Origin of the sequence: Litorilituus sediminis (assembly GCF_004295665.1) — a bacterium.
Lineage (GTDB): Bacteria > Pseudomonadota > Gammaproteobacteria > Enterobacterales > Alteromonadaceae > Colwellia > Colwellia sediminis.
The window spans coordinates 797,906-812,381 of the sequence record NZ_CP034759.1; the positions used below are offsets into that span (position 1 = coordinate 797,906).

A 14,476-nucleotide genomic window follows, 5' to 3' on the forward strand; every position below is an offset into this window, starting at 1 on the left:
AAATCATCTTCCGTTATAAAAACCAGTGAGGCTTTCTTGCCTTAAAACATGTACCTTAAAACATGAATGGTTCAACAAAATAACGGCCAAACACGCCGGTTTTATATTCAATGAACTTGTCTGAAATAACCTCAGCTTCTCGCCAAGGAAAATAGACAATATCTGGCACTTTATAACCATGTTGTAAGGCCTCGTGTAAGGTATCTGCCTTTTTAACAGGGAAGTTATACACCACGTCATATGCGATTTTAGATACTTTTTTCATAAACTTTTTATCCACTCGTCGCCAAAAATTAGCTGGGCGGCCATGCTTTCTATCATAAGCAGCCGTGGTCGGGTCATACAAACGATAAGGTTCAAATTGCGGAATATCGGCTAACGGGGTGGTAGTGTCCATAAAGTTCTTAATAAGCTCCCAATGTGTTAACGCACTCTCAACCGATGAGTAAGTAGCAATTTGGTACATTAAATCTTCTTTATAGTGCAATAAGGTAAAACCATAATAAGGTGCCCCTGTTTTTGGGTTATGCACGGTACGATGGTGCGCATTAAACTGTTCAAAGGGTAAATGGTGGTAACCGGTGCGCTCATCATTGGCAATTTCTATCATGCCGGTTTGACGATTAAATATTACGTACTGCCCTGTTGGTATTAAGTTAAACTTATCGAGCAAACGGTATAAATATTTTGAAATTAATAACCCCGCTAAGCCAAACCATAATATATCAATATCAGCCAAAAAACTTTCAACGCCGCCCAAGACAAGGCCTATCAGCATGAATACCACAATAATGATATAAGCGCTAGCATGAAAAAGCTTCCACATAGCTAGCATCGCCTCCTTAAAATTTTGCGACTGTGACAATAGTGCTAAACGCAATTGCTCTGGTTTAATGTTCAGTTTACTGTCGATATCAAAAATAGTGCCTGTTATGTCTTCATTAAAACCTGACTCTTGATGGCTATCCCAACAAATACCAGTTATTTTTACCCGTGGAAATACCCCCAACTTACACTGCCCTTTGGCAAGGTGACGTTTACGTTGCTTAGGAGGAGCAATATTTTCACGGTAATAGGGGTTCGCTTTGCCGTTGTAGGCGGTATCAGCGTATTCCGTTACTTTTTTATAGTTATTGTTATTCATATCAATAAAAATCATCATCCGTTATAAAAACCAGTGAGGCTTTCTTGCCTTAAAACATGTACCTTAAAACATGAATGGTTCAACAAAATAACGGCCAAACACGCCAGTTTTATATTCAATGAAGGTATCAGAAATAACCTCAGCTTCTCGCCAAGGAAAATAGACAATATCTGGTACTTTATAACCATGCTGTAAGGCCTCGTGTAAGGTATCTGCTTGCTTAACGGGAAAGCTATACAGCGCATTATTTGATGCCTTAGCGACTTTCTTCATAAACTTTTTATCCACTCGTCGCCAAAAATTAGCTGGCCGGCCATGTTTTCTATCATAGGCAGCCGTGGTCGGGTCATACAAACGATAAGGTTCAAATTGCGGAATATCGGCTAACGGGGTGGTAGTGTCCATAAAGTTCTTAATAAGCTCCCAATGTGCTAACGCCCCTTCAACCGATAGGTAATCCGTATTTTGGTACATTAAATCTTCTTTATAATGCAATAAGGTAAAACCATAATAAGCCTTACCGGTTTTTGGGTTATGCACGGTACGATGGTGCGCATTAAACTGCTCAAAGGGTAAATAGTGGTAACCAGTGCGCTCATCATTAGCAATTTCTATCATGCCGGTTTGGCGGTTAAATATTACGTACTGCCCTGTTGGTATTAAGTTAAACTTATCGAGCAAACGGTATAAATATTTTGACATTAATAACCCTGCTAAGCCAAACCATAATATATCAATATCAGCCAAAAAACTTTCAACGCCGCCCAAGACAAGGCCTATCAGCATGAATACCGCAATAATGATATAAGCACTAGCATGAAAAATCTTCCACATAGCTAGCATCACCTCCTTGGCATTTTGCGACTGAGACGACAAGGCTAAACGTAATTGCTCTGGTTTAATGGCCAGTTTGCTGTCAATATCAAAAATCGTGCCTGTTATGTCTTTATTAAAATTTAACTCTTGGTAACTATCCCAACAAATACCGGTTATTTTTACTCGTGGAAATACCCCCAACTTACACTGCCCTTTGGCAAGGTGACGTTTACGTTGTGCTCGCTGAGCAATATTTTCACGGTAATAGGGGTTCGCTTTGCCGTTGTAGGCAGTATCAGCGTATTCCGTTACTTTTTTATAGTTATTGTTATTCATATCAAAAAAAATCATCTTCCGTTATAAAAACCAGTGAGGCTTTCTTGCCTTAAAACATGTACCTTAAAACATGAATGGTTCAACAAAATAACGGCCAAACACGCCGGTTTTATATTCAATGAAGGTATCAGAAATAACCTCAGCTTCTCGCCAAGGAAAATAGACAATATCTGGTACTTTATAACCATGCTGTAAGGCCTCGTGTAATGTATCTGCCTTTTTAACTGGGAAGTTATACACCACGTCATATGCGATTTTAGATACTTTTTTCATAAACTTTTTATCCACTCGTCGCCAAAAATTAGCTGGGCGGCCATGTTTTCGATCATAGGCAGCAGTGGTCGGGTCATACAAACGATAACGTTCAAATTGCGGAATATCAGCTAAAGGTTGGCTAGTATCCATAAAGTTTTTAATTAACTCCCAATGGACTAATGCTTGAACTACCGAAGAGTAATCAGCAACCTGATAGATTAAGTCTTGCTGGTAATGTAATAAAGTAAAGCCATAATAAGGCGCACCTCTTTCATTGTGCACAGTACGGTGATGGGCATTAAACTGTTCAAAGGGTATATGGTGGTATCCTGTACGCTCATCATTGGCAATTTCTATCATGCCGGTTTGACGGTTAAATATTACGTACTGCCCTGAAGGGAGAAAACCAATCTTATCAAACAGGCGATACAAAAGTTTTGATGTTAATATTGCACCTAAACCTATAAAAAATACATCCGCATTATCTTTTAAATCGTTCATCCCATTAAAGATGAAGCCTATGAGTAGATATAATGGTAGCAAAACCATTACGATGAAATGTAATAACTCCCAGGTTTTAAAAATCACTTCTTTTGTATTTTGCGACAATGAATTAAGTGGTAAACGTAACTCATTGTCACTTATATTTAATTTATTAAAAATATCACCTCCACTCCCCTTTAAAATCTCTTTATATTCCATTTCTTGACCTTTATCCCAGCATATCCCCGTGATACTAACCCGTGGAAATACCCCCAACTTACACTGCCCTTTGGCAAGATGACGTTTACGTTGCTTAGGAGGGGCAATATTTTCACGGTAATAGGGGTTGGCTTTGCCATTGTAGGCAGTATCAGCGTATTTCGTTACTTTTTTATAGTTATTGTTGTTATTCATATCAATAAAAGTCATTGTTACTTATTAGCGCCCTGTGGCCTGATGCACCTTAAAAAATACGCCTTGAAACATGTGCCTTAAAACATTAGAGGGTCAACAACAAAGCGTAAAAAAGCATTCGGTTTATATTCAATGAAGGTATCAGAAATAGCCTCAGCTTCTCGCCAAGGAAAATAAACAATATCTGGTACTTTATAACCATGCTGTAAAGCCTCGTGTAATGTATCTGCCTTTTTAACTGGGAAGTTATACACCACGTCATATGCGATTTTAGATACTTTTTTCATAAACTTTTTATCCACTCGTCGCCAAAAATCAGCTGGGCGGCCATGCTTTCTATCATAAGCAGCAGTTGTGGGGTCATACAAACGATAAGGTTCAAATTGCGGAATATCGGCTAACGGGGTGGTAGTGTCCATAAAGTTCTTAATAAGCTCCCAATGTGCTAACGCCCCTTCAACCGATAAGTAAGTAGCAATTTGGTACATTAAGTCTTTTTTATAATGCAATAAGGTAAAACCATAATAAGCCTTACCAGTTTTTGGGTTATGCACGGTACGATGGTGCGCATTAAACTGTTCAAAGGGTAAATAGTGGTAACCGGTGCGCTCATCATTAGCAATTTCTATCATGCCAGTTTGGCGGTTAAATATTACGTACTGCCCTGTTGGTATTAAGTTAAACTTATCGAGCAAACGGTATAAATATTTTGAAATTAATAACCCCGCTAAGCCAAACCATAATATATCAATATACTCCATAAAGGTTTGTACGCCACCTAAGACAAGGCCTATCAACATGAAGACAGGAATACCAACCAAAGCACCACCATGGAGACACTTCCACATAAATAGCATCACCTCCTTGGCATTTTGCGACTGAGACGACAAGGCTAAACGTAATTGCTCTGGTTTAATGTTTAGTTTGCCATCGATATCAAAAATAGTGCCTGTTATGTCTTCATTAAAACCTGCCTCTTGATGATTATCCCAACAGATGCCGGTTATTTTTACCCGTGGAAATACCCCCAACTTACTCTGCCCTTTGGCAAGGTGACGTTTACGTTGCTTAGGAGGAGCAATATTTTCACGGTAATACGGGTTGGCTTTGCCGTTATAGGCAGTATCAGCGTATTCCGTTACTTTTATATAGTTATTGTTATTCATATCAATAAATATCATCATCCGTTATAAAAACCAGTGAGGCGTTTTTACCTTAAAACATGTGCCTTAAAACATGTACCTTAAAACATGAATGGTTCAACAAAATAACGGCCAAACACGCCGGTTTTATATTCAATGAAGGTATCAGAAATAACCTCAGCTTCTCGCCAAGGAAAATAAACAATATCTGGCACTTTATAACCATGCTGTAAAGCCTCGTGTAAGGTATCTGCTTGCTTAACGGGAAAGCTATACAGCGCATTATTTGATGCCTTAGCGACTTTTTTCATAAACTTTTTATCCACTCGTCGCCAAAAATTAGCTGGGCGGCCATGTTTTCTATCATAGGTAGCAGTGGTCGGGTCATACAAACGATAACGCTCAAATTGCGGAATATCGGCTAACGGGGTGGTAGTGTCCATAAAGTTCTTAATAAGCTCCCAATGTGCTAACGCACCTTCAACCGATGGGTAATCCGTATTTTGGTACATTAAGTCTTCTTTATAGTGCAATAAGGTAAAACCATAATAAGGTGCCCCTGTTTTTGGGTTATGCACGGTACGATGGTGCGCATTAAACTGTTCAAAGGGTAAATGGTGGTAACCGGTGCGCTCATCATTGGCAATTTCTATCATGCCGGTTTGACGATTAAATATTACGTACTGCCCTGTTGGTATTAAGTTAAACTTATCGAGCAAGCGGTATAAGTATTTTGACATTAATAACCCCGCTAAGCCAAACCATAATATATCAATATGCTCCATAAAGGTTTGTACACCACCTAAAACAAGGCCTATCAGCATGAAGACCGGAATACCGAAAAAAGCGCCGGCATGGGAAAACTTCCAGATAGATAGCATCACCTCCTTGAGATTTTGCGACTGAGACGACAATGCTAAACGTAATTGCTCTGGTTTAATGTTTAGTTTGCTATCGATGTCAAAAATCGTGCCTGTTATGTCTTTATTAAAGTTTAGCGCTTGGTAACTATCCCAACAAATACCGGTAATTTTTACCCGTGGAAATACCCCTAACTTACTCTGCCATTTGGCAAGATGACGTTTACGTTGTGCTCGCTGAGCAATATTTTCACGGTAATACGGGTTCGCTTTGCCGTTGTAGGCAGTATCAGCGTATTCCGTTACTTTTTTATAGTTATTGTTGTTATTCATATCAATAAAAATCATCATCCGTTATAAAAACCAGTGAGGCTTTCTTGCCTTAAAACATGTACCTTAAAACATGAATGGTTCAACAAAATAACGGCCAAACACGCCAGTTTTATATTCAATGAACTTGTCTGAGATAACCTCAGCTTCTCGCCAAGGAAAATAGACAATATCTGGCACTTTATAACCATGCTGTAAGGCCTCGTGTAAGGTATCTGCTTGCTTAACGGGAAAGCTATACAGCGCATTATTTGATGCCTTAGCGACTTTTTTCATAAACTTCTTATCCACTCGTCGCCAAAAATTAGCTGGGCGGCCATGTTTTCTATCATAGGCAGCCGTGGTCGGGTCATACAAGCGATAAGGTTCAAATTGCGGAATATCGGCTAACGGGGTGGTAGTGTCCATAAAGTTCTTAATAAGCTCCCAATGTGCTAACGCACTCTCAACCGATAAGTAAGTAGCAATTTGGTACATTAAGTCTTTTTTATAATGCAATAAGGTAAAACCATAATAAGCCTTACCAGTTTTTGGGTTATGCACGGTACGATGGTGCGCATTAAACTGCTCAAAGGGTAAATAGTGGTAACCGGTGCGCTCATCATTAGCAATTTCTATCATACCGGTTTGACGATTAAATATTACGTACTGCCCTGTTGGTATTAAGTTAAACTTATCGAGCAAACGGTATAAATATTTTGAAATTAATAATCCCGCTAAGCCAAACCATAATATATCAATATCAGCCAGAACACTTTCTACGCCGCCCAAGACAAGGCCTATCAGCATGAAGACCGGAATACCTAAAAAAACACCACCATGTAGGCACTTCCATATATACAGCATCACCTCCTTGAGATTTTGCGACTGAGACGACAAGGCTAAACGTAATTGCTCTGGTTTAATGTTCAGTTTACTGTCGATATCAAAAATAGTACCTGTTACGTCTTCATTAAAACCTACTTCCTGGTTATTATCCCAACAGATGCCGGTTATTTTTACCCGTGGAAATACCCCCAACTTACACTGCCCTTTGGCAAGGTGACGTTTACGTTGTGCTCGCTGAGCAATATTTTCACGGTAATACGGGTTCGCTTTGCCATTGTAGGCAGTATCAGCGTATTCCGTTACTTTTATATTTTTGTTATTCATATTCAAACTAGAAAATTAAAGGGGATACAATATAACGAGAGAGCCAATTACGCTTTATAACAAGTGGATTTTCAGAGAGCTGATCCGCTTCTCGCCAAGGAAAATAGACAATATCTGGCACTTTATAACCATGCTGTAAGGCCTCGTGTAAGGTATCTGCCTTTTTAACAGGGAAGTTATACACCACGTCATATGCGATTTTAGATACTTTTTTCATAAACTTTTTATCCACTCGTCGCCAAAAATCAGCTGGGCGGCCATGTTTTCGATCATAGGCAGCAGTGGTCGGGTCATACAAACGATAACGTTCAAATTGCGGAATATCAGCTAAAGGTTGGCTAGTATCCATAAAGTTTTTAATTAACTCCCAATGCACTAGAGCATTTTCAACCGAAGAATAATCTGCAACCTGATACATTAAGTCTTCTTTATAATGCAATAAGGTAAAGCCATAGTATGGGTGGCCTCTTTCGTTGTGAACGGTCCGGTGATGAGCATTAAATTGCTCGAAAGGTAAATAGTGGTAACTGGTTCGTTCATCGTTTGCAATTCCCACCATCCCTGTTCGACGATTAAAAATAACATAGTCCCCAAGGGGCACTAAATTAAATTTATCAAGTAAGCGATATAAGTATTTAGACACTAAAACCCCAAGCCCTCCAAAAATCAGGACGTCTAAATTATCTAAAAAAGCATCCCAACCACCAAATCCCAGCATAATAAGTAAATACACCGGTAAAACAACTAGTATTGTTAGGTGTAGGTAAATCCATCCCAAAAAAAACAATTCTTTATAGTTTTGCGATAATGAGTGTAAGGCTATTCGTAAATCAACAGCCTGAATATTAAGCTTTTTATCAATATCGTGAACAGACCCTTTCACTTCGCTTTCATCATAGATATGTTGATTGTTATCCCAACAAATACCGGTTATTTTTACTCGTGGAAATACCCCCAACTTACACTGCCCTTTGGCAAGATGACGTTTACGTTGCTTAGGAGGGGCAATATTTTCACGGTAATACGGGTTGGCTTTGCCATTGTAGGCAGTATCAGCGTATTCCGTTACTTTTTTATAGTTATTCATATCAATAAAAATCATCTTCCGTTATAAAAACCAGTGAGGCTTTCTTGCCTTAAAACATGTGCCTTAGAACATGAATGGTTCAACAAAATAACGGCCAAATACGCCGGTTTTATATTCAATGAAGGTATCAGAAATAACCTCAGCTTCTCGCCAAGGAAAATAGACAATATCTGGCACTTTATAACCATGTTGTAAGGCCTCGTGTAAGGTATCTGCCTTTTTAACAGGGAAGTTATACACCACGTCATATGCGATTTTAGATACTTTTTTCATAAACTTTTTATCCACTCGTCGCCAAAAATTAGCTGGGCGGCCATGTTTTCTATCATAGGCAGCCGTGGTCGGGTCATACAAACGATAACGTTCAAATTGCGGAATATCGGCTAACGGAGTAGTGATGTCCATAAAGTTCTTAATAAGCTCCCAATGTGTTAACGCACTCTCAACCGATGGGTAATCAGCAAGTTGGTACATTAAGTCTTCTTTATAGTGCAATAAGGTAAAACCATAATAAGCCTTACCGGTTTTTGGGTTATGCACGGTACGATGGTGCGCATTAAACTGTTCAAAGGGTAAATGGTGGTAACCAGTGCGCTCATCATTGGCAATTTCTATCATGCCGGTTTGACGATTAAATATTACGTACTGCCCTGTTGGTATTAAGTTAAACTTATCAAGCAAACGGTATAAATATTTTGAAATTAATAACCCCGCTAAGCCAAACCATAATATATCAATATCAGCCAAAAAACTTTCAACGCCGCCCAAGACAAGGCCTATCAGCATGAATACCACAATAATGATATAAGCGCTAGCATGAAAAAGCTTCCACATAGCTAGCATCGCCTCCTTAAAATTTTGCGACTGTGACAATAGTGCTAAACGCAATTGCTCTGGTTTAATGTTCAGTTTACTGTCGATATCAAAAATAGTGCCTGTTATGTCTTCATTAAAACCTGCCTCTTGATGATTATCCCAACAGATGCCGGTTATTTTTACCCGTGGAAATACCCCTAGCTTACACTGCCCTTTGGCAAGGTGACGTTTACGTTGCTTAGGAGGGGCAATATTTTCACGGTAATAGGGGTTCGCTTTGCCATTGTAGGCAGTATCAGCGTATTTCGTTATTTTTATATTTTTGTTATTCATATTCAATTTCCTTAATCAGCCAAGCTTTATCGGGCTTGTCGTCTTTGTGCCAAGTTTCACGATCTGTTTTATCAACATAGGGAAGCGTGGTGTGGGAATCTAGGGCATACTGTATTTTCACTTGCCAGTCCAGTTCAAGTTCGTCACCCCACTGCGCTGTTGGCAACAAAGGAATAGCGTAAGTAAAGCCTGTAATTTGTGGCTCAGCTAAAAACTGCGCTGCTTCTGGGCTTTGCTCGAGTGCATCGGTATTTACGTGTTGGGTAATACGCCAGTTGTTGAGTGGTAACCGTTGAGTTTGCTCAAAAGATAGTATGCCTTGGTCTGTTATTTGGTTAACCACCATAATAATTTCTGATTGACCCACAACAAAACCAGGCGCTACCACTTCAACATTGAGCAGTGCGGCCTTGTTAGCAACCTTTTGAATAGATAATGCCATACTCGGAGCAAACAACTCATTGCGTAAGGCGGCATAGCACTCTATGGGATGAGTGTGCCAAATTTTATAATCACCAGTACAGCGCGCCGAGGCTTTACGTGAAAAGGGGCCGTTTATCGCCCATTTTTCAATACTGTTGTCGGTAAAGGCGATGGCGAGCAAGGTTATTACTAACCCTAATGCAATAATTGCCCACCCTAAAGGAGTAATAGCTAAAGCCGAGCCCAAATAAAGAAAACCTGCGACAGAGATTACCGCAGCGCTGGCATGTAAAAAAGCGGCATCTACATCATGGCTTTTCGTTGCGCTATAGGCATCAGATAGGGATAACATCGCACCCAATATTACACCTGCCCCGAGAAGAACACGACCCAGTTGAGCACGAAAAAACAGCTTAACTTCAGTCTTTAACAATGCTTCAGCTTTGCTTGAATACAGGGCTGCAACTTCCAAGCTGCCTGCTGCCAAGGCAAATAACGCATTGGCTATTTCCAGCTTAAACTTTGCATCTGTTTTATCACCAGCTTTAAACTTTGCAACAAGTTGCGTGCCATTAAACACCTCAAAGGCTAACATCACTTGCGGTAAGCCTCGTTCTAACACTTTAAGGCCTTTTAGCATTATGTCGTCTGCGCCGCCTAATTTAAAGTCTGGGTTATTATAGGCCATGGCATATTTATGGGCTTTAGGTACCACCACCATTTCACCGTTAAGTAAGTCATAGTTACCCATAAGCTTGTTGTAATCTACCCAGTTGGCATCTGACATTGCCCCTCGGTTAGAGCCAAAAGATTTTGGATCATGCGCCGCTAGTACGTTACCTTTAGCATCGGTTATGGTTACCGCATTAGCGGGTGGGTTTTTAGTCGCATACTTAACTCTTTCTCGACGTTGTGCACGGTTTACTTGCACCCGCTTATAGTTGGTTATGCCCACCACCGCAGCATCTTCACCTATCACCGCACTAGCATTTTTTATGTGAATATCTGAGAACTCAGAGATACCTGTTGCTTTAGTGGTAATCACCATTAAGTCTCGAATTTTTATAACATGGGGTTCTAAATGACCTGTCGCGTATTGGTTGCTTATTCGCCCCCAAGCCCCTGTTATGTAACCCACGGTGCTTGTGGCTGAACCTAAATAACTTTTTAATGCTTTATTTGCCAATACATTTTGTTGGTCTTGTTTTTCTTGATGCAATTGTTTGTGTATTTCTTGAAAGGTTTCATAACGAAAGAGGCCGCTGCCATCGTTAATTTCTGACTCCATCAGGGGCGCATGGCCTGCTACTTTTATATCATACAAATCTACTGGCGGCGCAAAACAGTTAGTTATCCAATGTTGTGTGGTGAAAAGCTTTTCACAAAAAGCTTTGGCGCTCGCTTTCGCTTGTCTTTCATTGTTTAAACGCGTTTGCTCTGCGGGAAGTTTCTTCTTCCACGGCCTGAAAGTGCCAATGCTGTCAGCATCGAGCACCATAATATTAAATAGGTCAGCTACCCATTTAAAGCCCAGTAAGTAGTCCAATCCCTCAAGGGTGGCAAAGTCCTTAATCGCATGCTCTATCGTGATATATTTTTCAGGTTCACTGTACGAGGCTTTAGGTTTATCAGCAACAAAATCGAGCAATGCTTTTTGGTTGAGCGGTAACTGTTGAAGGTGCTCTTCTAATATGTCACTTGATAAATAATTCTCCAAGTAGGCTTGATCAATATTTTTTGCTCCACTACGTAAAAATTTTGCAGCATCGCTTCGGTCTTTAAACACGGTTCTTTGAGTTTTTACCGGCTTCATTGAATGCAGTGTTGGAAAATAATAATAATCTGCTTGCTTGGTTTGGTGTAACTCATCGGTAAACAGTGCTTGATAAGCAAGTACGCCAGAATCAAAATGCTTCTTCTTCGTTATTTTGGTGTTTTCATTTTGTATTGAAAGATAGTTGAACTGGCACTTACTCATTAAATTAAAAGCAATGCCGAGTGGGTCTTGCACATAAATCATCTTGGTGGTTTGTGCCTCATCTAAATCAACCTTTTGACAACGTGCATTAAGTAACTCTTCTGCTACGGTCAAATCTGGGCATAAATCAGGTTTAGGCACTAATTTTTGCCTTGGATCGTTTTTATGTAATCCGCCCAACAACATAATATACTGCCATGACCACTGAATAGGTGAATAAGCAATATGTACGATAGCCTCTGTTAAATCATCATCTTCACTGTTTAATGCAATTGTTTTTTTGGGTGTAATCAAACCTGTGTAAGGAATCGACCTATAGCGACGACTATTTTTTCCGTAATGTTGCACTAAATCGACTTCGGCTAACAGGCCATCTTGTAATGCTGTTACTTCTCGCCACAAATGACCATTAACAAAGATATAAAAATATCCATGGCTATCAGAAATAGTATCGCCACTTTCATTCAGAACATTAAATTCAGGACTTTGCGCTTTCGCCTTAGATAAGGTTGGCTCAGTGTAAACTTTCAACTCTACGTTAATAAAACTAACCGTTTTATCATCTGGTAAGGGCTTTGCTACAGGGAATACTTCACATTTTCCTAACGGAATACATAATTCTTCATCTAATGCTTTAAGTTTATAGTCGATGCATTGATAAGCCATTATTCTGTCGCCTCAAATATTAATTTTGTTTGATTACCTTGTACTTCACCCTTGTTACCTATAGAGCGCTGCTGATGAGCACTACCTACTTTAGATACCACATGCCCCAAGGTAGGATCGTTTTCATCAACTCCCGATATAATCACAGCAACAGCATAACCGCCTTCTTTTTCAGCTAATTCGCCTTTATCCTCAATATTTAACCCCCTTGGCATTGGTCCTGCTGGTTGATTTAACGGCGCAGGTGGTGTGTTTTTATTGTTCGACACCATTAAGTCACCCTGTCTTACGGCGGGTTGACCTTCAATATAAACATCGAACGACCCCATTAAGAATTCAGCCTTGCCTTCCGTTGTGCCGCTAGTAACACCTTTTTTGTCACCCGCTTGATCGCCAGTACTCTTGGCAAAGTTACTTTTAAGGTTACAAGCCGGGTTGCCATTAATTTTGACTGAACTGGCAGTACTGTCGGCATCACTTGATTGCGCTACATTAGGGTAAGGAATAGGCACAACACTTGTGCCTACGGTGGTGTTGCAAACATCTATTGTTTGTAAGACTCCGCCACTGTCTTGATGGACAGCCGTTCTATTGTTAATTAATACGTTGTTGCCACTTACAGTTGAAACAGTCGGCGCTTGTGCTGATTGATCTTTTTCTAAGGTTTCGGTGCTACCTTCTTGCCAACCTATGTGCTCTTCAACGAGGGATAGTAGCGCTTCATAGTCAGTTAACACTGCATTTACATCAAGCCCTGTTATGGGCTCTAACCAAGGTAGAATCGCTTGCTTTTTTTCATCATCCCATTGAGGTGGCTCAATAATATAATCGGGAATAAAGTGATGCACCATTTCGCCTAAAGTAAACCCGGCATATTTAGGCCGAGCACATTCAGTTAAAAAAGCTTCTTGTCCGCTGGTTTTATCAGGGAAAATAGCAACGCGATAGGCACTTCCTAAGACATTATGACCACGGGCAGAGATATTAAGTGGCAATAAGGCAACATTATTATGTCGCCATGCTTGATTACCTTCATACCTGAGTTCTGCCGTTAAGTTATCAATATCATATTGAATACTTTGTGCTTTATCACCTGCTTGTGCATTGCAATACCTGGTCATTGTAAGTCCTTTTACTGAATTAAATTATTAACTTTTCTAAACTTCTTAATTTCTTAATTTCTTAATTAATAGGCTAAGCAACTGGTGTTATACCATTGCCTTAACTTTATAAACTTTGCTTAACGGTTTAGCATTTTCTGCTAGGGAGTTGCTATGCTCTACCACCCAAACGCACTCATTTTCCTTCATAGGGCTGGTCAAATAGGCTTTAGCGCACGCAAAGGCGGTAGGTAAATTAGCTACGCCTAAATAACCTAAAGTACGGGTTTGATCTAATAACATTTGCCCTTGGTTACCTTTTACCGCTTGCTGATAAAAATCATTAGTTTGGGCATACCAATATTTTGTCCAACTTTGAGAAAGCGTGCCGACATGAATAATTGTACTGTTATAGGTAAAACCAAGACTTGATAACTGTGCTGACAAGGAAAGTCGCGTCGCACCATCATCAGACTTTACCGTTGATATATTCATTGCTGCTTCAAGCTTAGTTAATGGAAACGCCTCTGGCAGTAGTAGCGAACAGCTCGCGCCTTCTGCTGGCATAATGCCTTGAGGACCATCTAAATGCTGTATTTTAACTAACTGATTCAATTGCTTGATATGGTTATAGCTGGTTAACACATCAACGCATAGCATCAAGGTAGGTCGTATTAAGGCTTGCTCATTAAAGTAAGGCGATAACGTATATTCTTGATTATCATTGTCTGGCTTGCTGTATTGAAATGATATTTTCTCACTAAAATTTGGCATAAGTGATGAAACACTCGCTTTTACCATGCTTTGCCATTGCTCTTTGGCTAACACTTGCTCTTCAAAAGCGGAAGTTACTACCAATAAATCTTCAATAGCATTGATTGGCATGGTTTCAGCGATTTTTGCCATATTGCCCAGGGCATTTTTAAGGCACTCTTCGACTAAAATTGCTTTTTTGGTGTCAAAATTCAACGACTCTATGACAGGTATTGAAACAGTAAAATACTGGGCAACGCTGTTTTTGTCGATGCGTATTTCAAGGTTTGATAATTGTCCAAAAAACATATCAGTAGATATAGCACCATAGAGTGATTTTTCACTGGTGCCAGCTGCGTTGATGGTTGCAAGATTAATAAATTTCATC

At 39.8% G+C, this 14,476-nt stretch carries 11 protein-coding genes; all 11 read right to left on the reverse strand.

What is annotated here, in order from left to right:
- Positions 1–55 precede the first annotated feature (55 nt).
- Positions 56–1,162 carry a hypothetical protein gene (locus EMK97_RS03660; RefSeq protein ID WP_130599530.1) on the reverse strand — a complete coding sequence of 369 codons (1,107 nt, stop codon included), beginning with the start codon at positions 1,160–1,162 and terminating at the stop codon, positions 56–58.
- Positions 1,163–1,207: 45 nt separating this feature from the next.
- Positions 1,208–2,296 (reverse strand): hypothetical protein, encoded by a 1,089-nt coding sequence (locus EMK97_RS03665; RefSeq protein WP_130599532.1) that lies wholly within the window; start codon positions 2,294–2,296, stop codon positions 1,208–1,210.
- 63 nt (positions 2,297–2,359) lie between these two features.
- On the reverse strand, positions 2,360–3,463 hold the full coding sequence (locus tag EMK97_RS03670) for a hypothetical protein (RefSeq protein WP_130599534.1): 1,104 nt from the start codon (positions 3,461–3,463) through the stop codon (positions 2,360–2,362).
- A gap of 62 nt (positions 3,464–3,525) precedes the next feature.
- Entirely contained in the window at positions 3,526–4,632 is a 1,107-nt protein-coding gene (locus tag EMK97_RS03675) for a hypothetical protein (protein WP_130599536.1), read from the reverse strand.
- Positions 4,633–4,691: 59 nt separating this feature from the next.
- Positions 4,692–5,801 (reverse strand): hypothetical protein, encoded by a 1,110-nt coding sequence (locus EMK97_RS03680; RefSeq protein ID WP_130599538.1) that lies wholly within the window; start codon positions 5,799–5,801, stop codon positions 4,692–4,694.
- Positions 5,802–5,846: 45 nt separating this feature from the next.
- A complete protein-coding gene (locus EMK97_RS03685; protein WP_130599540.1) occupies positions 5,847–6,932 on the reverse strand; it encodes a hypothetical protein in 1,086 nt (361 codons plus the stop codon).
- Between the two features lie 7 nt (positions 6,933–6,939).
- Positions 6,940–8,019 carry a hypothetical protein gene (locus EMK97_RS03690; RefSeq protein ID WP_130599542.1) on the reverse strand — a complete coding sequence of 360 codons (1,080 nt, stop codon included), beginning with the start codon at positions 8,017–8,019 and terminating at the stop codon, positions 6,940–6,942.
- A 63-nt stretch (positions 8,020–8,082) separates the two neighbouring features.
- A complete protein-coding gene (locus tag EMK97_RS03695; RefSeq protein WP_130599544.1) occupies positions 8,083–9,168 on the reverse strand; it encodes a hypothetical protein in 1,086 nt (361 codons plus the stop codon).
- Positions 9,161–12,235 carry a hypothetical protein gene (locus tag EMK97_RS03700; protein ID WP_130599546.1) on the reverse strand — a complete coding sequence of 1,025 codons (3,075 nt, stop codon included), beginning with the start codon at positions 12,233–12,235 and terminating at the stop codon, positions 9,161–9,163. Before EMK97_RS03700 ends, EMK97_RS03695 begins: the two co-directional genes overlap by 8 nt.
- Positions 12,235–13,356: a DUF4150 domain-containing protein gene (locus EMK97_RS03705; RefSeq protein WP_130599548.1), complete on the reverse strand. Its 1,122-nt coding sequence runs from the start codon at positions 13,354–13,356 to the stop codon at positions 12,235–12,237. Before EMK97_RS03705 ends, EMK97_RS03700 begins: the two co-directional genes overlap by 1 nt.
- Positions 13,357–13,443: 87 nt before the next feature.
- A complete protein-coding gene (locus EMK97_RS03710) occupies positions 13,444–14,475 on the reverse strand; it encodes a hypothetical protein (RefSeq protein WP_130599550.1) in 1,032 nt (343 codons plus the stop codon).
- Position 14,476 lies beyond the last annotated feature (1 nt).